Origin of the sequence: Pectobacterium versatile (genome assembly GCF_020166435.1) — a bacterium.
Classification (GTDB): Bacteria; Pseudomonadota; Gammaproteobacteria; order Enterobacterales; family Enterobacteriaceae; genus Pectobacterium; species Pectobacterium versatile.
On the sequence record NZ_JAINZP010000002.1, the window covers coordinates 422,530 to 443,099 of the forward strand.

General features: G+C 43.0%; 18 protein-coding genes, 2 tRNA genes and 2 pseudogenes. 12 read left to right on the forward strand and 10 right to left on the reverse strand.

Annotated features, from left to right (window positions below; translation table 11 throughout):
- Window positions 1-192: 192 nt before the first annotated feature.
- Together K7X24_RS04750 and K7X24_RS04755 are read left to right on the forward strand one after the other, a co-directional pair.
- On the forward strand, window positions 193-1,542 hold the full coding sequence (locus tag K7X24_RS04750; protein WP_039506839.1) for an adenylosuccinate lyase family protein: 1,350 nt from the start codon (window positions 193-195) through the stop codon (window positions 1,540-1,542).
- 143 nt (window positions 1,543-1,685) lie between these two features.
- Entirely contained in the window at window positions 1,686-3,107 is a 1,422-nt protein-coding gene (locus K7X24_RS04755; RefSeq protein WP_010307995.1) for a DASS family sodium-coupled anion symporter, read from the forward strand.
- Window positions 3,108-3,193: 86 nt separating this feature from the next.
- Here the strand turns inward: K7X24_RS04755 and K7X24_RS04760 are convergent, their stop codons facing one another.
- Window positions 3,194-3,361 carry a YqaE/Pmp3 family membrane protein gene (locus K7X24_RS04760; protein ID WP_010280855.1) on the reverse strand — a complete coding sequence of 56 codons (168 nt, stop codon included), beginning with the start codon at window positions 3,359-3,361 and terminating at the stop codon, window positions 3,194-3,196.
- 587 nt (window positions 3,362-3,948) lie between these two features.
- On the opposite strand from K7X24_RS04760, the gene K7X24_RS04765 reads away from it, so the two are divergent.
- Window positions 3,949-4,545, forward strand: a complete 597-nt coding sequence (locus K7X24_RS04765; RefSeq protein ID WP_010307991.1) for a YolA family protein — start codon at window positions 3,949-3,951, stop codon at window positions 4,543-4,545.
- 54 nt (window positions 4,546-4,599) lie between these two features.
- Here K7X24_RS04765 and K7X24_RS04770 read toward each other — a convergent pair whose 3' ends face one another.
- Window positions 4,600-5,079 carry a hypothetical protein gene (locus tag K7X24_RS04770; RefSeq protein ID WP_224553299.1) on the reverse strand — a complete coding sequence of 160 codons (480 nt, stop codon included), beginning with the start codon at window positions 5,077-5,079 and terminating at the stop codon, window positions 4,600-4,602.
- A gap of 242 nt (window positions 5,080-5,321) precedes the next feature.
- Here K7X24_RS04770 and K7X24_RS04775 point away from each other — a divergent pair, with 242 nt between their 5' ends.
- On the forward strand, window positions 5,322-5,708 hold the full coding sequence (locus K7X24_RS04775) for a lysozyme inhibitor LprI family protein (RefSeq protein WP_224553301.1): 387 nt from the start codon (window positions 5,322-5,324) through the stop codon (window positions 5,706-5,708).
- Between the two features lie 60 nt (window positions 5,709-5,768).
- Here K7X24_RS04775 and K7X24_RS04780 read toward each other — a convergent pair.
- Window positions 5,769-5,845 (reverse strand) — tRNA-Ser (locus K7X24_RS04780).
- A gap of 101 nt (window positions 5,846-5,946) precedes the next feature.
- On the opposite strand from K7X24_RS04780, the gene mtfA reads away from it, so the two are divergent.
- From mtfA to K7X24_RS04815, 7 genes are all read left to right on the forward strand, one after another.
- On the forward strand, window positions 5,947-6,744 hold the full coding sequence (gene mtfA / locus K7X24_RS04785) for a DgsA anti-repressor MtfA (RefSeq protein WP_224553303.1): 798 nt from the start codon (window positions 5,947-5,949) through the stop codon (window positions 6,742-6,744).
- 110 nt (window positions 6,745-6,854) lie between these two features.
- Window positions 6,855-6,930: transfer RNA gene (locus tag K7X24_RS04790), tRNA-Asn, on the forward strand.
- A gap of 179 nt (window positions 6,931-7,109) precedes the next feature.
- Window positions 7,110-8,411 (forward strand): tyrosine-type recombinase/integrase, encoded by a 1,302-nt coding sequence (locus K7X24_RS04795; protein ID WP_224553305.1) that lies wholly within the window; start codon window positions 7,110-7,112, stop codon window positions 8,409-8,411.
- Window positions 8,412-8,482: 71 nt separating this feature from the next.
- Window positions 8,483-8,845, forward strand: a complete 363-nt coding sequence (locus K7X24_RS04800) for a hypothetical protein (RefSeq protein WP_224553306.1) — start codon at window positions 8,483-8,485, stop codon at window positions 8,843-8,845.
- Between the two features lie 11 nt (window positions 8,846-8,856).
- The gene (locus tag K7X24_RS04805) at window positions 8,857-10,800 is read left to right on the forward strand and encodes a site-specific DNA-methyltransferase (protein WP_411961333.1); all 1,944 of its coding nucleotides are present in this window, start codon (window positions 8,857-8,859) and stop codon (window positions 10,798-10,800) included.
- A 2-nt stretch (window positions 10,801-10,802) separates the two neighbouring features.
- Window positions 10,803-13,712, forward strand: a complete 2,910-nt coding sequence (locus tag K7X24_RS04810; RefSeq protein ID WP_224553310.1) for a type III restriction-modification system endonuclease — start codon at window positions 10,803-10,805, stop codon at window positions 13,710-13,712.
- 681 nt (window positions 13,713-14,393) lie between these two features.
- Window positions 14,394-14,573 carry a hypothetical protein gene (locus K7X24_RS04815; RefSeq protein WP_224553312.1) on the forward strand — a complete coding sequence of 60 codons (180 nt, stop codon included), beginning with the start codon at window positions 14,394-14,396 and terminating at the stop codon, window positions 14,571-14,573.
- Window positions 14,574-14,722: 149 nt separating this feature from the next.
- Here K7X24_RS04815 and K7X24_RS04820 read toward each other — a convergent pair whose 3' ends face one another.
- The 6 genes and pseudogenes from K7X24_RS04820 to K7X24_RS04845 all read right to left on the reverse strand — a co-directional run bounded on the left by K7X24_RS04820 (window position 14,723) and on the right by K7X24_RS04845 (window position 19,166).
- Window positions 14,723-14,932 carry a DUF4926 domain-containing protein gene (locus K7X24_RS04820; protein ID WP_224553314.1) on the reverse strand — a complete coding sequence of 70 codons (210 nt, stop codon included), beginning with the start codon at window positions 14,930-14,932 and terminating at the stop codon, window positions 14,723-14,725.
- 17 nt (window positions 14,933-14,949) lie between these two features.
- Window positions 14,950-15,147: a CPCC family cysteine-rich protein gene (locus tag K7X24_RS04825; protein WP_072035340.1), complete on the reverse strand. Its 198-nt coding sequence runs from the start codon at window positions 15,145-15,147 to the stop codon at window positions 14,950-14,952.
- Window positions 15,137-16,843: a type VI secretion system PAAR protein gene (locus K7X24_RS04830; protein ID WP_224553315.1), complete on the reverse strand. Its 1,707-nt coding sequence runs from the start codon at window positions 16,841-16,843 to the stop codon at window positions 15,137-15,139. The genes K7X24_RS04825 and K7X24_RS04830 overlap by 11 nt, the downstream gene beginning before the upstream one ends.
- Window positions 16,844-17,032: 189 nt before the next feature.
- Window positions 17,033-18,010: pseudogene (gene pilV / locus K7X24_RS04835) on the reverse strand (shufflon system plasmid conjugative transfer pilus tip adhesin PilV); the annotation flags it as partial.
- A 130-nt stretch (window positions 18,011-18,140) separates the two neighbouring features.
- A pseudogene (locus tag K7X24_RS04840) lies at window positions 18,141-18,706 on the reverse strand (type 4 pilus major pilin).
- Window positions 18,707-18,926: 220 nt separating this feature from the next.
- Entirely contained in the window at window positions 18,927-19,166 is a 240-nt protein-coding gene (locus K7X24_RS04845; protein WP_224553319.1) for a hypothetical protein, read from the reverse strand.
- A gap of 100 nt (window positions 19,167-19,266) precedes the next feature.
- On the opposite strand from K7X24_RS04845, the gene K7X24_RS04850 reads away from it, so the two are divergent.
- Window positions 19,267-19,665 (forward strand): H-NS family nucleoid-associated regulatory protein, encoded by a 399-nt coding sequence (locus tag K7X24_RS04850; RefSeq protein ID WP_224553321.1) that lies wholly within the window; start codon window positions 19,267-19,269, stop codon window positions 19,663-19,665.
- Window positions 19,666-19,977: 312 nt separating this feature from the next.
- On the opposite strand, the gene K7X24_RS04855 is transcribed toward K7X24_RS04850, so the two are convergent.
- Window positions 19,978-20,502 carry a hypothetical protein gene (locus tag K7X24_RS04855; protein WP_224553323.1) on the reverse strand — a complete coding sequence of 175 codons (525 nt, stop codon included), beginning with the start codon at window positions 20,500-20,502 and terminating at the stop codon, window positions 19,978-19,980.
- Window positions 20,503-20,570: the final 68 nt, after the last annotated feature.

Here is a 20,570-nt window from a genome sequence, read left to right on the forward strand (position 1 = left end):
ATCACAAAATGACACTCATCTGCTTCCCTAACTTGTCCGTACATGTTGTCATAAGCATAACATGTACGGACATTTAAACCTGTCCGTATATTTACTCTTTCAGGTCATATCCGTTATCAAGGGAAACACGCTTCATTTTATTGCGAATATGGCCTGCATCTTATCACTAATACACTCGCTTCAGGAGGCGTTATGGCTTCGAATGTGCTTGATTCAGTCCTATTCCGTGATTCATTTGGTACCCCGGAAATGCGGGCGATCTTCGATGATCGGGAACTCATCCGTAAGTATGTAGAAGTAGAGATCGCACTGGCCAATGCGCAGGCGCGCTGTGGCGTAATTCCAGAAGGCGCTGCCGCAGAAATTACGGCCAGCTGTAACGCCGACACGCTCGATTTTGAGTTGCTGCGCCACGAAACAGAAATTGTGGGCTACCCTATCCTGCCGCTGGTACACCAGATTTCCAAACAGGCCGGTCAATCTGGCGGTTATGTACACTGGGGCGCAACAACACAGGACATTATGGATACCGCCGTGGTGCTGCAAATCCGTGATGCCTTCGCGTTAATTGAAGCGGACATCGACGCCCTGCGCTCTATTTTGGCCGGGCTGGCCGCGCGTTACCGTAATACGCCAATGGCTGGACGAACCCATTTACAACAGGCATTACCGATTACATTCGGCTACAAAGCCGCCATCTGGCTGGATATGTTCGACCGTCATGCCGAGCGCCTTGCCCAGATGCGTCCTCGCGTACTGGTAGGCGAATTCGCGGGTGCTGCGGGGACATTGGCTTCGTTGGGCGACAAAGGGCTGGCGGTACAAAAAGCGCTGATGGCCGAGCTTGGTCTGGGCGTACCGACCTCAACCTGGCATGTTGCTCGTGATGGATTTGCCGAAGCCGTCAACCTGCTGGCAGTAATCACGGGTTCGTTGGGGAAAATTGGCTATGACGTCATGCTGATGGCCTCCAACGAATTCGGCGAACTGTATGAACCGTTTGTCAAAGGCCGCGGAGCCAGCAGCACCATGCCGCAAAAACGTAACCCTATTTCCAGCGAACTGATGCTGGCCTGTTCCAAGGGCGTTCGCCAACAGGCTGGGTTAATGCTGGATGCGATGGTGCAAGATCTGGAACGCGCCACAGGCCCATGGCACGCGGAATGGATCGCTATTCCAGAAAGTTTCATTCTTTCTGCGGGCGCACTTCATCAGGCCAAGTTCATGCTAAACGGTCTTATTGTTGATGAGAAAATGATGCTGAAAAACCTCAATATGACCAACGGCCTGATTGTGGCAGAAGCCGTTATGATGGGGCTGGCACCGTATATTGGGCGTCAGGAAGCTCATGACATCGTTTACGATGCTTGCCGTATCGTGAATGAGAAAGGCGGCACGCTGGCCGATGTGCTCAATGCCATGCCTGGCGTCTCCAGCCGACTCGATCCCAAATTAATCGAAGACCTGACTAATCCCGTCAATTATTTGGGCAGCGCGCCTGAAATGGTTGATCAGGTATTAAATAAAACGGAAAGAAAATAGTCATCACCGGCGATTATCCGGTATCACCCTAATTAACAGACTGAGATCGATACGTCCCAGACGCAAAATAACGCGTCTGGGCAGGCTCTCTGTTGCCGGGAATGATGGCGGATAATAATGGCTTGCACGATTAAGGAGACGTTATGTCATCCGAATCATCCACCAAGAAAAAAATAGTCGCAGTTATTATTCCTCTCCTGCTGGGCCTGATTATCTGGTTTTCTCCGGTGCCCGATGGCCTTACGCCGCAGGCATGGCATATGTTCGCGATTTTTGCCGCCACCATCGCAGCAATATTGACGCAGCCTCTGCCGTCGGGCGCGATTATGCTGCTTGTCCTTTGTATCACTATTTTCACTGGAACATTAACAGAAGCGAAAGCGCTAGCCGGTTTTTCCAGCGGCACCGTCTGGCTCATCTTTTGTGCCTATATTCTTTCTCTGGGTTTTGTGACATCCGGATTAGGAAAACGCATCGCCTACAAAATGCTGTCGCTATTCGGCGGAAGCAGCTTGGGGATCGCGTATTCACTGGGCGTTTCCGATCTCATCATGGCGCCCGCCATGCCATCCGTCACGGCGCGTTCAGGGGGAATTATCTTTCCTATCGTGCGTTCCATTAATGAAGTATTAGGCTCAACACCCGGCGTTAGCGGTAAAAAGATCGGGGACTTTCTGATCATGGTCTGCTTTCAGTTTACTCCGATCACCGGCGCGATCTTCCTCACCGGCATGGCCGCCAACCCACTCGTCGGCAGCCTGGCGAAAACCTCATTAGGCGTAGATATTACCTGGGGCGGCTGGTTTATTGCCGCTGTCGTACCCGCCATGTGCTGCTTCTGCCTGATGCCGTTGCTGGTGTACAAAATACTGAACCCGGAACTGAAAAAAACACCAGAAGCCAAAGAGATGGGACGCCGGTCGCTGGCGGAATTGGGCAACATGAAATCGGCAGAGAAAAAAGTCGCGTTTGGCTTTGTTCTCGCGCTGCTTGGCTGGGGCACCAGCCTGATCACCGGCTTTTCTGCCACCTCCGTCGGGTTGGCATTGGTTGCCTATCTGTTTGTCACTCAGGCCGTCCAGTGGAAAGACGTACTTAGCGATCGCGCAGCCTGGGATACGGTCATCTGGTTCAGCGTCATTATCAGCCTCGCCGCAGGATTGTCTGACCTCGGCTTCATCAAGTGGATGACCGTTAAGCTGGGTAATTCCATACAGGGTTTCGGCGCGATGGAAACCTTCGTTATTCTCGGCATCCTCTATATCTATGTGCATTATCTGTTTGCAACCGCCTCTGGTCACGTAGCCGCGCTCTATGCGCCCTTCGCCGCCACCGCCATAGCCGCTGGCGCGCCGCCCATGATGGTTGCCATCTGTTTTGGGATTTTTAGCAACCTGATGTGGGGAAATACCGAATACGGCGGTGGCCCCGGCCCGATCTATTTTGCTCAGGGATATTTTGAACGGCACCGTTTCTATAAAATCAATTTCTGCATCGTCACGTTTAACGTCGCCCTGATTTTTATCGTCGGCTTAGCGTGGTGGAAACTGATTGGCTATTACTGATCGCCTGTCTTATACGTCCACAAAAATAACGGGAGGCCATTTGCCTCCCGTTATTTCGTCATGACCGTTATTCAGCTTTTCAGCCACTAAATGCCATCATCTTTCGTTTGCACCCAAAACGCATGCACCAACCCAGGAAAATAACCTAACAGCGTCAGAATAATATTCAGAATAAATGCCCCACCGATGCCTTTCCCCAGTAACACGCCCAACGGTGGCAGAAGAATAGTCAGTACAATACGCCAAAATCCCATATCAACCTCCGTAACGTGATGATTCCTTATGAAAGTAGTTCAGCACATGGGATTTGTCAGTACGGGATGAGATGATTGAGAGTAATCTTTGCAGAGAAAATGAAAGCATGGGTTACAACGCCTCCAGAGCCGCACCGTTCTCCATCAGAGCATGTACCATGACGCTCACTCGTGACTGTGCCCGATTGATAAGATGACCGAGGTGTATTTCACTCGCCACCAGATTGCTACATTTGACTGAGAGTTACGCAAGGCCATTCATGAAGCAAGGCCACATCTTGTATAGCGAATGGAAACTTGTATAGCGCATAGAAACGCCTGTTCTTACCGCCTTCCCGTAATGTGCGTTATGCAGCGTATTAAATTCACCCTAATTATTAATCCGATTAAATATTCACGGGAATAAGAAAAAACCATCAAAACATATTATTTGAAACATATAGCAGAAGAAAAACAACCATGTTAATAATTAAATACATCTTGGGTTTATATTTTTTTAACACCTTGCAAACCAAATTTAATTTTCTAAACTTAATCGCGATGCAAGGACTTGCATCTAAAAACAGCGATTAACATTGGAGATTGTTATGAAAAAGAAATTCGCATTCCCTTTATTATTGTCACTGACTACGATTTTCAGCGCATATGCCTATTCAGAAACATCAAGTCTTAATGATAAAGAAGGCCCGCCAGTTAAATTCACCGAAACAGCCTTCGCCCAACTGGATGGAAGCAACAGCGTATTATCCGCTTCTGAAACGGGAGAAGCAGCGACACAAACTGGTGCGCTGCGAGCACCTGCACCACCGCTTAGTAGACTTGCTATCTATGCTGTCGGTTCATCAAACTGTAATTGGGAATATATGACCACTGTTGGACAATTTTCAACAACGTGCGATCACGGAGGAGCACAACTCCGCGTTGCCGTACAGGAAATTGGCTATGGTGGTAATGCGATTGCCTGGATGAACTCAGGCCAATTAGCAAATTCTAAGAATTATCAGAATGATTCTATTTGCGTGGTAGGGACATCCTACGTTTTCCCGTGCCCCGTCGGTGGCACGGTTGTTGGATGGATGAAATATTACAACCTTGACGGTTCGCAGAACGGTATATTTAAATTCCAGGACACTTCAATCAATGCCCCCTGGAATACACTGTACACTCAGATCAGCATTAAATAATATCGTTTCATCCCTATAGATAAATAAAGGCCAATTTATATTTGGCCTTTTTCATTATACAGAAATATTAGCCTTTATTGCTTTATCCTGAAAACGAAGCAACGCATCAGCAGCACGTTGCAGATTTTCTGCGCTCGACCTTTCATTACGCGATAACGCCCCATCAATCCCTTCCTGAATTTTGGAGAACACGTTCATAGGCTGGCGCGATGAAGCGGGTGCGGTGCCATCGTAAACGACTTTAGACAAAGCGGTAGGAGCCATGAAACCCAACAATGATGACGATTCGTCGAGATCCATCTGTCCACTTTGGATCAGGCTATTTACGGCTTCGGTTAACGCTTGTGGCGTCATATTCGTGAAATCGTATTTCTTAATCTGAGTCGCGGAGGTAGAAACGTTATTTGCACTCACCTCCTGCGTTTTCCCAGCTAAAACAGCTGCAAATGAGGCTTGATTACCAGCCCGAGCCGTTGAGTTAGCGCTCGAAGCACGATGTGCAAAAAGGCCGTTCTCTCCAGTCTCAATTTTCATATCCTTCTCTCCTAGTCGTTGTGAATACTCAATGCATCCAAGCAAACGATATGTCAGCGCTTTCAGTATAGGATTCTCGATGAAAATGTCCCTATTTAATTGGAGGAATAGCGCCGTAAACGTCAACTTGCTCACATGTTCAGCGACATAAAAGCGCCCTCCCCGCACAGTTTATGTGCACCTGAACGCATGGCAGGTATAATAAATACTCATACCTAGCGCCTACTTACAGAGGATCAATAATGAAAAAGCTAGCGATTGCTCTTTTTGCTCTACAGCCCATCACGCAAGCCGCCGCCACAGATTGTGGCAACGCCAACACGCAGTTGGAGATGAGCCAGTGTGCTGCTGATGAATATAAAAAAGTGGATGGCGAGCTGAATCGGCTTTATCAGGATGTCGTAAAGCGGGTCGTTATTGAAGAACACAAAGCGTTGCTCAAGTCAGCCCAGAGAAAATGGATCGCGTATCGCGACGCTGACTGTGAGTTTCAGACTTTCCCGACAACCGGAGGATCGGTGCATGGCATGGTGTATTCCCAGTGCCTGACGCAGAAAACCGCCGAGCGCGTAGAAGAATTCAAAAGCATGCTACGTTGTGAAGAAGGGGATTTAAGCTGTCCGCTTTAAGCCACTGCCAAGTGTGGAAAGCATCACAGACTACATGCGGGGTAAGTGTTTGAATAGCGGTGGAGAGACGGGGGGATTTGAACCCGCGGCCGCGTTGCCCTAAGCCAGTTTTCGAGACTGGCCCGCTCCGGCGTCTCTCCCTTTACTTTAGCAGTTGCCATGATGCCTATTTTTACGGCATGTTAACAGCACCCGCCCTCGCCTTTAAATTCAAGTGACGACTGAACGAGCAATAACAATGATTAAATGGCCGTGGAAAAACACTCAACCTCAGGTGCAGACGCTTGAACACTGGCAAGCTGCGATTTCCATCCCGCTTCTCGCGCCTTTAAGCGACGAAGATCTCCAGCAACTGGTCGCCCTTGCCGATCAGTTTTTGAAGCAAAAGCGCCTGATTCCGTTGCAGGAGTTGGTGTTGACGGACATCATGCAGCAGCGCATCGCCCTGCTGTTTTCCCTGCCGGTGCTGTCGCTGGAAATGGATGCGCTGGATGGCTTCCATGAAGTTCTGATTTACCCCGGCCCGTTTATTGTTGAGGAAGAATGGCAGGATGACATCGGGCTCGTGCATAAGGGGAAGATGGTGCAGTCCGGCCAAAGCTGGGATCAGGGGCCGATTATCCTCAACTGGCAGGAAGTGCAGGATTCCTTCGACCTCTCCGGTTTCAACCTCATCATTCATGAAGTCGCGCACAAGCTGGACATCCGCAGCAGCGGCGAGGCGACGGGCGTTCCCCTGATTCCGCTGCGTGAGATTGCTGCGTGGGAACAGCACCTGCACAGCGCGATGGATGCCTTACAGGAAGAAATCGATCTGGTAGGCGAAGAGGCCGCCAGCATGGATCCCTACGCCGTCCACGATCCGGCAGAGTGCTTTGCGGTGTTGTCGGAATATTTCTTCAGCGCCCCCGAACTTCTCGAAGAGCGTTTCCCCGATCTATACCGCTGCTTCCAAAAGTTCTATCGACAGGATCCGCTCGCCCGTCTAAAAAGCTGGCAAAGCAGCACCAATTACCGTGCGCCATCCATTTACTAACTCATAAAAAAACAGCGAATTGTACACAGCCTAAACAGTCAGACGATAAAGCTGATTTTGCCGTTGACAGTACCGCGGGTGGCGGATATCATGCGCCCCGTTCACACGATTCCTCTGTAGTTCAGTCGGTAGAACGGCGGACTGTTAATCCGTATGTCACTGGTTCGAGTCCAGTCAGAGGAGCCAATTTAGAGAAAGCAGACGTTCACTGACGTCTGCTTTTTTGCTTTATATCAATTGGTTATCCCCTTCTTCAGGTTCGCCCTCGTTCACCAAAAAACGCTCGAAGCCATACCCTTTTGCTGGTAAAAATACTGGTAAAGCTGGTTCGATTTCGTTTTTACCAGCAATCGGAGGGAACCGTCATGTCACTTACTGATACTAAAGTAAAAAATGCCAAGCCGTCAGAAAAGGCGGTGAAGCTCACTGACGGGTTCGGCCTCTACTTGCTGGTTCATCCCAATGGTTCCAAATACTGGCAGTTAGGCTATCGCTTCGAAGGAAAACAGAAGGTGTTTTCCATCGGCGTCTATCCTGCTGTTTCACTGGCAGATGCCAGACAACGGCGGGATGAAGCGAAAAAGCTGTTAGCCGCTGGTATTGACCCCAGCGCTAAAAAGCAGGCTGACAACAAAACTATTCAAGAGAAGCGTAACAACACCCGCGCTTTCAAAACTGTTGCCAAAAGCTGGTTTGCCACCAAAACCACATGGTCGGAAGATTATCAGCGTTCTGTCTGGACACGACTGGAAACTTATCTGTTCCCTGATATTGGCAACAAAGATATTGCTGAACTGGATACAGGCGATCTGCTGGTTCCCATCAAAAAGATAGAGAAGCTGGGTTATCTGGAAATCGCCATGCGGGTGAAGCAGTACGCCACCGCCATCATGCGTTATGCCGTCCAGCAAAAGATGATCCGTTTCAATCCAGCCTATGACTTGGAAGGTGCAGTTCAGAAGCCACAGACGGAACACCGCCCCGCTATTGAACTGGAAGAGATACCTACCCTACTGGAACGTATTAAATTTTATAAAGGCCGTAGCAGACTGACCCAATTGGCGATAAAACTCAATTTGCTGATTTTTGTGCGTTCCAGTGAACTCCGCTTTGCCCGATGGTCAGAGATCGATTTCAAAAGCGCCTTGTGGGTTATCCCTGAACAACGTGAAGCCATTGAAGGGATCAAGCATTCAGGCCGTGGTGCCAAAATGCGCAGGAAACATTATGTTCCTCTATGCGATCAAGCACTGGCAATTTTGGAAGAGCTTAAAGACCTCACCTATGACGTTAACGGTGATCACGGTTTTATCCTGACTGGCTGTTATGATGCGATGAAGCCGATGAGTGAAAACACCATCAACAAGGCACTACGCAAAATGGGCTATGACACCAAAACCGATCTGTGCGGTCATGGTTTCCGAACATTAGCGTGTAGTGCCTTGATTGAATCGGGTATCTGGCCTGAAGATGTGGTTGAACTTCAGATGAGCCACATGGAAAAAAACAACGTTCGCGCTGCCTACACTCACAAGGCCAAACATCTTGAACAACGTCGCCTCATGTTGCAATGGTGGGCTGATTTTCTGGATGCTAACAGCAACGGGATGGTTAGGCCGTTTGAGTTTGCCACAGATGCTCGTTTTGGGTTAGAAAATCAAGGCTAACTACTTGATAACCGATCACATAAAAGAGTGTAACTCTCTGTTTTGAATATTTGAGTAGCCATCATTGGTTGATGGCTACTACACCATTCTATTATGATTTTTCAGCAATATTTGATATCGTGGCAATATTAAATACCGAGGAAATAACCATGATATCAGGTCTTAATGGTGGAAATTTCATCCTTAGCTCGATGGCTAAGGAAAGAGTCAAATCAGGTCTACTTGATAGAGCAACAATAGAAGGCTCTAAAGGCGAGTATACCGTGATTTTTGATGGTTCAGAGTGGGAAGGTAAGCCATTAGTATTATGTAGCTCCAGACAGCCATACGAATCACGACTCTTCAAAAGCATAGATGGTGCGGCGGCAGAACTACTACGTATAGGCTTAAGTGAAGCTTCAATCAAAAACACCACCAAATCGAACGCTAAATAATCAGGTTTAACATGGATATGCAAAAAGAAACGATTTTTTCAGAAGTTGAAACAGCTAACAGCAAGCAGCTTGCTGTTTTGAAGGCTAACTTTCCACAGTGTTTTGATAAAAACGGGGCTTTCATTCAAGAGAAGCTGCTTGAGATCGTCAAATCATCGGATGTTGAACTCTCTAAAGAGTCATACAGCTTAAACTGGCTGGGTAAGTCCTATGCCCGGCTGTTGGCTAACCTACCACCCAAGACCTTGTTGGCAGAAGATAAAAATCATAACCAACGTGTAGAGAACAAAAACAGCCAGAATCTGTTAATCAAAGGGGATAATCTCGAAGTATTAAAGCACATGGTTAATGCTTATTCTGAAAAGATTAAAATGATTTATATTGATCCTCCATATAATACTGGTTCAGATGGATTTGTATATAATGATGAGCGTAATTTCACGGCAGAACAGCTTTGTGAATTGGCAGGAATCGATCTTGATGAGGCTACACGAATCCTCAATTTTACCGTCAAAGGTTCAAGTAGTCATAGTGCATGGCTGACATTCATTTACCCCCGTCTTTATATTGCTCGTGAACTTCTCCGCGAAGATGGCGTTATCTTTATTTCAATAGATGATAATGAAATCGCGCAATTAAAACTTTTATGTGATGAAATATTCGGAGAAGAAAACTTTCTATCTCAGATAATAGTACAATCAAATAAGCGTGGCCAAACTTACAAGGAAATAGCTAAATGCCATGAGTATATTTTAGTTTACTATAAATCAAATAAATCAAATCTCGGAGAGTTGGAGAAGGTGGGCGGGACGCTTCCCTTTGAAGATTTTTATGGGCCTTATGATCTTTGGGAGCTTCGAAATCGTAATCCTAAGTTTGGAAGGCATAATCGACCAAATCTTTTCTATCCAATATATGTCGATGAAAATCATATAAACGATGAAGGTCTTTCACGAATCTCCTTAACCAAAACGGCAGAATGTACAACTCCTGTCTATCCAATGAACAGTGAAGGAGGAGAGAGCTGCTGGAGGTGGGGAAAAGATAAACTTCAAAAAGAAGGTATTAATAGTGAACCGCGTATAGTATGGGCAAAAAAGAAACGTGATGGTGGCTGGAATATTTATGAAAAATCAAGAAAAAGCACTACCAAAGCAAAATCTATTTGGCTTGATACTAAATTTATAAATGAGCAAGGCACTATCGAATCAGGTAAACTACAAATGAGTGGTGTTCTTCAATTTCCTAAGCCGTTAGAATTAATGAAGCAATGTATTCTTTTAGGGACTGAAGAAGACGACATTATTCTTGATTTTTTTGCTGGTTCCGGCACGACTGCCCATGCCGTTATGGAGCTGAATGCTCAGGAAAACTCTGAAAGAAAATTCATAACAGTTCAGATCCCAGAAAAATGCTCTAAAGATAGCATTGCATTTAAATCAGGTTTTGAAACGATTTTTGATATTACAAAAGAACGACTGAAAAGAGCTTGTGAAAAAATAGGCTTAGAGCATATTGATTACAAGGGTAATTTAGGGTTCAAATCATTTGAAACAGTTGATGATTTTCGGATGAAAGATGAATCTGAGCTAACGCTTTCCAACCATACATTCTTTGATGATGTTGTACTGACTCCTGAACAGTATAACACCCTATTGACTACATGGTGTGTATATGATGGTAGCTTGTTAACAACGCCAATTGAAGATGTTGATCTCAATGGCTACAAAGCGCACTTGTGCGATGGTCATCTGTATCTGATTGCGCCTAATTTCACTAGCGAAGCACTGAAAGCTTTACTTCAAAAGCTGGATTCAGACAAAGACTTTGCTCCTAACAAAGTTGTGTTTTATGGCAGCAACTTTGAAAGTGCGAAACAGATGGAACTTAATGAAGCACTAAAAAGTTATGCTAATAAAAAATCTATTGATTTAGATTTGGTGGTAAGGAACTAATCATGTTCAAAGGGTTTACATTCGAAAAAAACTTACCCCATCAAAAAGCTGGCGTTGATGCGGTCATGAATGTTTTTGTTTCCGCCATGCCTCATCAGACGGATCATGTTGCTATCCGCCTGTTAGCTAATCCAGAACTGAATCTATCTGAACAACAATACTACAACAACATAAAAAATGTTCAGGAGTTCAATGGCATTGAGCATTCAAAAGATAATTACGATGCCAAAAGCAATGTTATTGATGTTTCAATGGAAACAGGGACAGGTAAAACCTATACCTACACAAAAACAATTTTTGATCTGAACAAATCTTTTGGCATTAATAAATTTATTATTATTGTTCCTACACTTTCAATTAAAGCTGGAACAGTTAACTTTTTAAAAAGTGATGCTTTAAAAGAACACTTCCGAGATGATTACGAGCGTGAACTTAAGACTTATGTAGTTGAGAGTCAGAAAAACTCTGGTAAAAATACAAAATCGTATATGCCTCAAGCTATCCATGATTTTGTTGAAGCTAGTAATTTCAATAAGAAATATATACACGTTCTTGTGATCAACTCAGGGATGATCAACTCCAAGTCTTTAACTGACACTTATGATGTTGGTTTGCTTGATAATCAGTTTGATACGCCATTTGCTGCTCTTAGTGCGGTTAAACCATTTATTATTATTGATGAACCTCATAAGTTCCCTACAGCTAAAAAAACATGGGAAAATATTGAGAAATTCAATGCTCAATATATTATTCGTTATGGCGCAACCTTTAGTGAAGGCTATAAAAACTTAGTTTATCACCTGACAGCCGTAGATGCATTTAATGAAGATCTTGTTAAAGGTATTGATGCTTACATTGAAGATATTGTTGGTGATGGTAGCGCCAACCTCAAGTTCGTAAAATCTGACGGTAAAGAAGCCATTTTTGAGCTTACCGAAAATGGTAACAAAAAAACGTTCAAATTAGCAAAAGATGAATCGCTATCGAAAACACATAGCGCAATTCATGATTTAACACTCGATGCGTTAAATAAAAGTACTGCAGTGTTGAGTAATGGTATTGAACTAAAAATTGGTAGTTCAATAAACCCCTACTCTTACGATCAGACGCTCGCTGATAACATGATGCTTAAAGCTGTCAAAGAACACTTTAAGTTAGAAAAAGAGTATCTGACACAAAGACCACGTATAAAGCCTCTTACTCTTTTCTTCATTGATGACATTGAAGGCTATCGTGATGGTAATGATATTGCCGGAAGCCTGAAAACTAAGTTCGAAGAATACGTTTTGGCAGAAGCTAATAAACTGTTAAAAACAGAAAAAGACGAATTTTATAGAAACTACCTTGAAAAAACTGTTCAGGATGTCTCTTCTGTTCATGGGGGCTATTTTTCAAAAGATAACAGTGATAAAGATGATAAAATTGAGCAGGAAATCAACGAAATCCTTCATGACAAAGAGCTTCTTTTATCTTTAGAAAATCCTCGCCGTTTCATTTTCTCTAAGTGGACGTTGCGTGAGGGGTGGGATAACCCAAATGTCTTTCAGATTTGTAAGCTCCGTTCGAGCGGTAGCACCACATCTAAACTTCAAGAGGTAGGGCGCGGTTTACGTCTTCCCGTGAATGAATACATGTGCCGTGTTAAAGACCGCAACTTTACACTTAACTATTATGTTGATTTTACAGAAAAAGATTTTGTCGATTCTCTTGTCAAAGAGGTTAACGATAGCTCTTTCAAAGAAACTATACCAAGTAAGTTTACTCAAGAGCTTAAGGATAAAATCTTATCTCAGTATCCTGAACTTTCATCCAGAACACTAATGAATGAAATTTTTGATGCTGAAATCATCGATGAGAATGAAAACTTTAAAGATTCTGGTGCCTATACTCGCTTAAAAGATAAATATCCAGCAGCATTTCCTACCGGAGTTAAACCAAACAAAATCAAAAAATCCACTGATGGTAAAAAACGTACTAAAATGCGTGTTGGCAAGTTCAGTGAACTGAAAGAACTGTGGGATTTGATCAATCAAAAAGCTGTGATTGAATATAAAATAAATAGCGAGAGTGAATTCTTATCAATATTCAAGTCGTTCATGCTCGAAGAAAAAAATAGATTTACTAAATCAGGCGTTCATACTCGCATTGATAGGATTTATATCCATAATGATACGGCAATGTCGAAAAGCATAATTAGTGATGATGATAACTTTGCTAAACTCAACACAATGAGTTATCGAGAATTTCTTGATAACTTATCACAAACTATGTTTGCTAAACACGATACCTTACATAAGGTTTTTTGTGATATAAAAGACACTATCAATATCACTGAATACCTGAACATTCAAACAATCAGAAAGATTAAATCTGGTTTTAGCAAGTATTTGTTGAACAATTCGTTTAACAAATTCAGTCTTGGATATAATGTGATTTCAGGTTCAATTCATCCTACAAAGTTCACTAATGCAGACGGTGAGCCTGTGAATGAGGTATTGTCAAGTGATCTTGGTGTATTGCAGGATAATATAAAACCACCATTGGATACTTATCTTTTTGAAGAAGTCTTTTATGACTCAGAGCTTGAAAGGCTCAACATAACAGATGGAGAGATCCAGTCTGTAGCTGTTTTTACAAAGATACCGAAAAATTCCATTAAGATCCCAGTTGCGGGTGGTTATACGTATTCTCCTGACTTTGCTTATGTTGTAAAAACAACAAACGGCGATTACTTAAACTTTATTATCGAAACAAAAAATGTAGATGGGAAGGATAGCTTAAGACTTGAAGAAGAGCGTAAGATAAAACATGCACAAGTACTATTCAATCAGATAAGTAAATCTATTAAGGTAGAATTCAAAACTCAATTTTCTGACGATACAATATATAATCTGATCAAACAAGCTGGTTGATTTAATGTTAAAAGGGTCTCAGGCCCTTTTAATACCGTCAAGAAAACTTAATAAATAGAACACATATCCCATATATGAAAAATAAAACATACCTATAGAGTGAAACCTGTAATATGTAAAAAAGAATTGTTAATTTAATAAAAATCAAAGAAACAATCACCAAGTTAAATTATTTATTCATAGTCAAAAACAATCCCACACTGACCTATAGTTCAGCTTTTCAATTGACTATGTGAGGTACATTTAATTTATTAAATATAGGAAAAAAAAAATTAAAAAAACGGCATCAATATTATTTATGTTTCTAAAATCAAGTATAAATAACTCCTCATATGCGTATGCACAGCTACTTAATCTAACTATTCACACAGCGCTGGGACTATATGAATTTGAAAGTTAGGGAACTTACCCGCCGTAGATTTCATTGTATCGCGTTTAGCAATTGACTAGTACAAATCCTAGCCTTACATTGCAGCCAAGTAAGAACACAACTTAACACAAAGCTATTCATGAATATAATCGCCCCTGAAAGGTACTCGCAATACCAAACAAGGGCTAACCTCAACGTTAGAAGGACTAACGCTATGGCTGTCTGTCAGTTTACCTATTCCCTTCCTGAAAATCTGCATCTGGCTACTGCTTTTTTTGCCACATCTCAGTATCCAGCAACGGAGGCTTATCATGTTCGATAACACCCCGCTAGAGTTGGAAGAAATCATCGATCAGTGTCGGGCATTAATTTACGTCGTTGTTGAACTGGATGAACCCAGAGCAAAAGAGATTTTGATCTTCATGCTCTGGGAACGACTTGATCTGTTATTCCGTACTTTTCATACGCCAGAAATGATCCCAGTAGACTAAGGAAATGGCATGAGGATAACACATTAAGGCCACAGCTTTAATTATGCAGAAAAGTGAGCAGCACACACCGATTGTTGTGCTGCTATTTAATTTTTTTTGATTACAGTTCATCGTTATGAGATTTTTATCTCAATAGCTAAATCATCAGACTATTTTTTAAAATCAACCTTACTGAAACAGTCTGGTGTTAATGTGATACAAGCCAGTGCCTCACCATTATCATCACAAAACTCAATCTCATATGCAGGGGATGGGTCGTTATAAATGTGAACAATAGCCCCTTGCATTCCTTTTTTCAACCCTTCCTCTGGAAGATCATTTTTTAAAGAAATAACATCAAATAAAGAATAACTCGCCATTTATTCATACCATTACACTATTTAACTTTTTGGCCATTTTTAAAAGCTTCTCTAGCCTCATTTAAACTCATCTTGTTTGCTCCACTTCTATCAGGATTCTTAGACTGAAAAGGATCATCCTCCCATCCACAATTAGAGCAAATATCATATTCACCTAACACTTCAAATTCATCCTTGCCGCAGCATGGACAGGGGTAATCATATTCATTGGTCATTCCAGTAATCCATTTTGTCTGTGGGCTTAAACATTGTCCGAGGCGCGTTATCTTTAGATTTTGAAGCAAATATATTAGTTTCTGGATGATAGAAAAGTTCATCACCGTTGTCACGAGTTTTAGTTAACGTTCCATCGGGAGGGTTATTCATAAAATCATGAGCGGTATCAACATATTGCTTTGCATTCTTTAATTCAGGAAACTCATGCCCATGTTTTTCCCAATGTTTGTAAGCATTTCTAACCTCCGTAATTTTCTTTCTTCGAGTCCAGATTGGATCAAGCGGATTCTTACTCAAATAGATATAAATCGGTGGAAACGCATTCTCCGGGAACACCAGAATGTAATCCCGAAAATCCTTCTCGTCCGGCATTGGTGTCGCAAGAATGCTGACATCATCCATTTCTGGAATTTCAAATCCCGGCACTGCTGATGGGATAACAGGCTGTTCACCGTGTGACGTATCTGTGGGTAATTCCATGCCCGGATTGTCCGGTGTCCATAGAATCGTTGGTCCTGTTGCACCCTCTTCCCAGAACTCGTAACGGTTATTGGGGAAATCATGTTTCAGTAATCTGACGCGCACCTGATCGCGACCACTTTCCATACTGGTGTGGTAGCCAACCGCCTTCAGCCTGCCCGTTTCCTCATCTTCAACCCACTGATAGCGAACACGACTGGGGACGGTTCCCTGCTTATTAGCTACTTCAAGCAATTTTTCAGGTGTCAGTAAATCTGCTTTTTCGCCTTTCAGATGGTGCTGAATCAATGCTCCCATCAGCAGCAAACTTTGCGCCATCTGCAACTGGCCTTGCCAGATTGATGGGCCAGAAAGGCGTTTCATCTGATGCGACAGTGCTTTCGCTGCATCCTGATTTGCCTGAGCTACAGCGCCACCCGCAGCAGCAGTCGTCCCCGCCTGTGCTGCCGTCCCTGCCATCACCACTTGTTGAGGTGGTGGCAACATCGCCGCATCAGCTTTCCCCACTAACAGATCAAAAACCGTTTTATACCACGGCTCCATCGGGGGTATTTGAGGCTTGTTAATCACACCGGGCGAGGTCTTGGATAACGGGTCGTTTTTTCCGACAAATGATTGAGGAGAAACAGCAGAAGACGTGTTTTTCTTTTTCGCTGCCTGCGCATACTGTTTTACTTCACCCGATTTATCAGTCGGAGCGATGGATTCACCAACAGGCTCAGAGAAATAGACACTCATTTCCCCTATGTTGTCCTGTGGTTCCTCTTCTTTTCCCGCATCGGTACAACCCGCGCCACGTAAGCAGGATTTGGCAAAAACAGGCTCTACAGCCAGCATCGGTGTTAATGCCAGCAATGGCGCACGGCTTAACGCTGCCTGCCTTGCACATTCCTGAACCGGAGAACGATGTGGTGTATCACCAATGATGACGTTGCCACTACCGGACGTGATGACTCCACCACAATTGATGCTATCTCCAATACGCGCAGCAGGTTTACCGTTAATAATGACGGTCGATGAACCTTCGGCGATTTTTCGGGAATGCACACCATGTGGTGCATTGGGACAGGGACAACCATGAGGCAGAACGGTATCGCCTTTACGAGCCGCAGGCTGACCATTAATGATAACGTCAGGACTGCCTTCGGTTATCGGGGTTTCAGGGAAGCAGTCGTGACCACTTCCGATATCGTTAAGACGGGCTGCACCCGGCATTGTCATTTTCCTTTGACAGTAAGCTATTCCTTTTGAGGACTGGATTTTGGGCGCTTTTTATAGATGGTTCAATACCGAAACCCGTATCAGGCGTCGATACAGAGATGATGAATAAGATTTTTATTTAGGGTCAGATATTATTTCTTATTAAGTCATAAACCTGTCAAAAAATCCCTATTCTCCCTACGCTTACTGAGATAATGAAACGCTGATATCACTGCTGCTATGAAATCCAGAACTTGCCATAACCACCTGAACAACATCGCCCTGCTTTACTGCCGTCGTAAACATACGCAATGTCGCACCCGTATTTTCATAACCCCAGTAATGTCCACGGCTTCCCGCTTTCCAGACCGTAATGGAAGTCGTGATTTGTCCCACCGTCTTGCCCGCTACCAGAACATTAAACGTGGCTGAACCCGTGTGTGTACCATCTGCCGGATAAAATTTTGACGCCACAAAAACATTGAGATAATTAAAATCCCCCGTGGACTGAAAACGTAAACTGTCAGTGGCAGTTCGGGTGATACTGCCGCCACCTGTTCCTTTCCATTCCCCATTCTGGCAGGATAATATCGCGCCAGTCTGATCTCTGCTTATCAGACCATCAGGCGAACAAATCTCACCTGCAATTGATATTGAAGTCGGCTGCAAATATTTACCTGTAATATTTCCTGATGCAGAAATCGCTCCTGTCGTTTTGCCATCATTTGAACCCGATAATGTGAGGTCGCCTCTCACTCTTTGGCTTCCCCATATATCCAGCTTCACTGAGGAGTTGTTATTCCCATTCAGAGAGAGATAGCCATCCCCCGCACCGCCTGATACGTTCAATAACACCATATTCGGATCGCTGGTGCCACCGCCACCAATCTGAAGTTTGCTGGCTTGGGTTTTGGCTGAAACGTAGCTTTCAGAGTTGATACCATTTTTTACCGTAAGCTGGCTATTCATCGATACGTTCTTACCAAAGGTGGAAAACCCATTTACTGTCAAGTCTTCTGAAATACCCACGTTCTTGGCAAAACGACCATAGGTACCATTAAACGAGGTCGCGTTAACATCACCCGATGCGGTAATGTCTTTGGCGTTATTAATACTTTGGCCGCCCATATTCAGATCACCTGTCATAGGCAGGGTTCCATCACGACGCAGGTAAACGGAATACCCTTTTTGATTTGTTATTTTCATTCCTCACCGTCTTTTTTATTTTCACGTAATATCTAATTAGCAAAAATAAAAAAGTGGTCAAGATATCCACAAGGAATAAATGACAAAATGTAAACCGTTCTTTTATTTATAATGATGTAAATGAAACAGTGTTATTTTCTCCACCACGACTACAAGATGATGTTACACTAGCAATATCAAGAGAACCGTTGGAATTTTTTACCGTATCCGCTCCTATTTCAATAGAATAAAATGAAGCAGATAGTGAAGATACAAGTTTAGCACATTCCACTGCTGGAACACTTCTATATGTTATAATGAATGAGCTTCCAATTGCTCCAGAAGGTCCTGTATCAGCAGAAGAAACACTAATATTTCCTTTCCAAACATTCACCATACTAGAAGCTGCACCAGATGTTTTTTGCATAGATTCAGGTAATACTTTGGCTTTAACAAGAGTTGTTATAGCTAATCCAGAATAAGAGGATACTGCTGAATACAAGCTTTTTGTCCCAACCTGTATTAATGCAATATTTTTTACTTCTGCTTCTGCTTCTGCTCTTTGAGATGCTTGAACTTTAGGATATACAATAAACACTGCAACAACCAATGCTGCTATAACCCCATAACTAAAATTAATTCTAAAAGGGAAAAACCTTTTTTGTTTTTTCTTTCTTTCAACAAAATCATCATTATCTCCTTTATCATTTAAATGATAAAAAAGAGATAACAACCACATCAAAAATAGACAATAGCGACCTAATATCAATTAACAGAATAATAGATAAACGGATGACTTTAACGCATGTAGATCATATCACCATGAGAATAAATATCATTACTTTTTCTTTAGTGGCAATAAAAAAGGTTAAATACTAAAATAGTATTTTTATCTTGGATGAGCATTATTTCATTATTCAGTGCACTTTCCACAGAACACCTTTAATGAATAATCGGATAGATCCTCATACTCTTTAACACACTCTTTTCTTCCATCAGGATACGCTTTTATCAGTTTCCCCTCTGAAATATAGTGGATAGCCATTCCTGCCGCGAACACCTCTTTAATCGCTTTCTGTGATGCCCTTTGGGCAATTCGACTTAACACTGCCGTATCCTCAAGTGGATTTTTCTTTGATTTTTTCTTTTTCATTATTTCCTCCGTATCCATATTGATATACAATTTATTTCTGACATATGTCAAATTCAGACACCCTATCGATGATTTTTTATCACCATCAGGATAATAAGCTATGAGTGAAGTACTTAAAGTATTAAACAATATCCGCACCCTACGTGCTCAGGCGCGTGAAACCGATTTGGCAACATTGGAAGAAATGCTGGAGAAGCTAAGGACTATCGTTGAAGATCGTCGTGAAGAAGAAGCCAGCGCACAGCAACAAAACACTGAACGTCAGGCCAAAATCGAAGCCTTACGTGCAAAACTGTTAGAAGATGGTATTGATCCATCAGAGCTACTTGGCGGTGCATCATCCAAGTCTGTAAAATCTAAACGTGAACCTCGTCCTGCCAAATATAAATACATCGATGAAAATGGCAACGAAAAGTTATGGACGGGTCAGGGTCGTACACCTAAAGCCATTGCTGCTGAGCTAGAGAATGGTAAGACTCTGGAAGATTTTGAGATCTGATAAATTTACTCCTTGTTGTATTCGATACAATGAGGAGTAATTTAATCGGGCAGGCTGTTCTGTGTCAAAAGCTGACGTTGCAAACTACGTAATGGCCCAAGTAATGATGACTAATACAGTACAGGGATAGATGATGGTTATGGTGGATATCGGGATTATTGCAGCTCGACAGGTGTAATACCCGACTTTTCACCCTTACATTGTAATCGTGCTTACTTCTGCTGAAGATAGTGTCAAATAATGCCTCGAATCATTCGCATCTAGTCCATCAGACATTGAGCCCCTCTAATACCACTTCACTAACACACTGGTTTACTGGCAATATTTTCTATTCAGTTCATTAAATGATCTGAGCTGTGAGCGATATTCATCAACTAAGAAATCATCATCCGTTGTGTAAGCAATGGGGCGCCGTGAATACTTGATGCCTAATATCAGATGATAAGGCTCTGCTGAAATAAATCGAGCGCCTATTTTACGACCAAGCTTTGTTTCTCCTGATATGATGCCACACACATAAGAATACCTCTCAAATTCATGTGTATACATTTCAGAGAATAAGATTGGCTTTGATAAATCAATATCGCTATCACAGAACCCTACCATCATTTTTCTTGTTTTCTCATTTTTAGGATCTTTGTTCAGGGCATCCCTGAACAAATCACAACTAACTGAAGAGCCAGTTCCCCGTTTAAAAAACTCAATTACGGATAACTTAACTTGTCCATATGGACCTTTTTCCTGAGCATAAAACATTGGAACTAAAACCAAGAAAGTAACGGTAAGTGTCAAGGTAGTTGGCACCCCCGGTTTATTTAGGCTGCCTGTTTTTCCCATTCCGGATTCAGCATTACCTTGCCTACCTGATGCCAGTTTCGTGTTCTGCCAGACCAGCGTTCAGGCCA

Excerpts from the sequence above, each read along its gene's own strand:
- K7X24_RS04810 (WP_224553310.1), top strand. The coding sequence starts at position 10,803 with ATGTTCAAAGGGTTTACATTCGAAAAAAACTTACCCCATCAAAAAGCT.
- K7X24_RS04795 (WP_224553305.1), top strand. The coding sequence starts at position 7,110 with ATGTCACTTACTGATACTAAAGTAAAAAATGCCAAGCCGTCAGAAAAG.
- K7X24_RS04855 (WP_224553323.1), bottom strand. The coding sequence starts at position 20,502 with ATGGGAAAAACAGGCAGCCTAAATAAACCGGGGGTGCCAACTACCTTG.
- K7X24_RS04845 (WP_224553319.1), bottom strand. The coding sequence starts at position 19,166 with ATGAAAAAGAAAAAATCAAAGAAAAATCCACTTGAGGATACGGCAGTG.
- K7X24_RS04770 (WP_224553299.1), bottom strand. The coding sequence starts at position 5,079 with ATGAAAATTGAGACTGGAGAGAACGGCCTTTTTGCACATCGTGCTTCG.
- K7X24_RS04815 (WP_224553312.1), top strand. The coding sequence starts at position 14,394 with ATGTTCGATAACACCCCGCTAGAGTTGGAAGAAATCATCGATCAGTGT.
- K7X24_RS04760 (WP_010280855.1), bottom strand. The coding sequence starts at position 3,361 with ATGGGATTTTGGCGTATTGTACTGACTATTCTTCTGCCACCGTTGGGC.
- K7X24_RS04765 (WP_010307991.1), top strand. The coding sequence starts at position 3,949 with ATGAAAAAGAAATTCGCATTCCCTTTATTATTGTCACTGACTACGATT.
- K7X24_RS04775 (WP_224553301.1), top strand. The coding sequence starts at position 5,322 with ATGAAAAAGCTAGCGATTGCTCTTTTTGCTCTACAGCCCATCACGCAA.
- K7X24_RS04850 (WP_224553321.1), top strand. The coding sequence starts at position 19,267 with ATGAGTGAAGTACTTAAAGTATTAAACAATATCCGCACCCTACGTGCT.
- K7X24_RS04750 (WP_039506839.1), top strand. The coding sequence starts at position 193 with ATGGCTTCGAATGTGCTTGATTCAGTCCTATTCCGTGATTCATTTGGT.
- K7X24_RS04755 (WP_010307995.1), top strand. The coding sequence starts at position 1,686 with ATGTCATCCGAATCATCCACCAAGAAAAAAATAGTCGCAGTTATTATT.
- K7X24_RS04825 (WP_072035340.1), bottom strand. The coding sequence starts at position 15,147 with ATGACCAATGAATATGATTACCCCTGTCCATGCTGCGGCAAGGATGAA.
- K7X24_RS04830 (WP_224553315.1), bottom strand. The coding sequence starts at position 16,843 with ATGCCGGGTGCAGCCCGTCTTAACGATATCGGAAGTGGTCACGACTGC.
- K7X24_RS04805 (WP_411961333.1), top strand. The coding sequence starts at position 8,857 with ATGGATATGCAAAAAGAAACGATTTTTTCAGAAGTTGAAACAGCTAAC.
- K7X24_RS04800 (WP_224553306.1), top strand. The coding sequence starts at position 8,483 with ATGGCTACTACACCATTCTATTATGATTTTTCAGCAATATTTGATATC.
- K7X24_RS04820 (WP_224553314.1), bottom strand. The coding sequence starts at position 14,932 with ATGGCGAGTTATTCTTTATTTGATGTTATTTCTTTAAAAAATGATCTT.
- mtfA (WP_224553303.1), top strand. The coding sequence starts at position 5,947 with ATGATTAAATGGCCGTGGAAAAACACTCAACCTCAGGTGCAGACGCTT.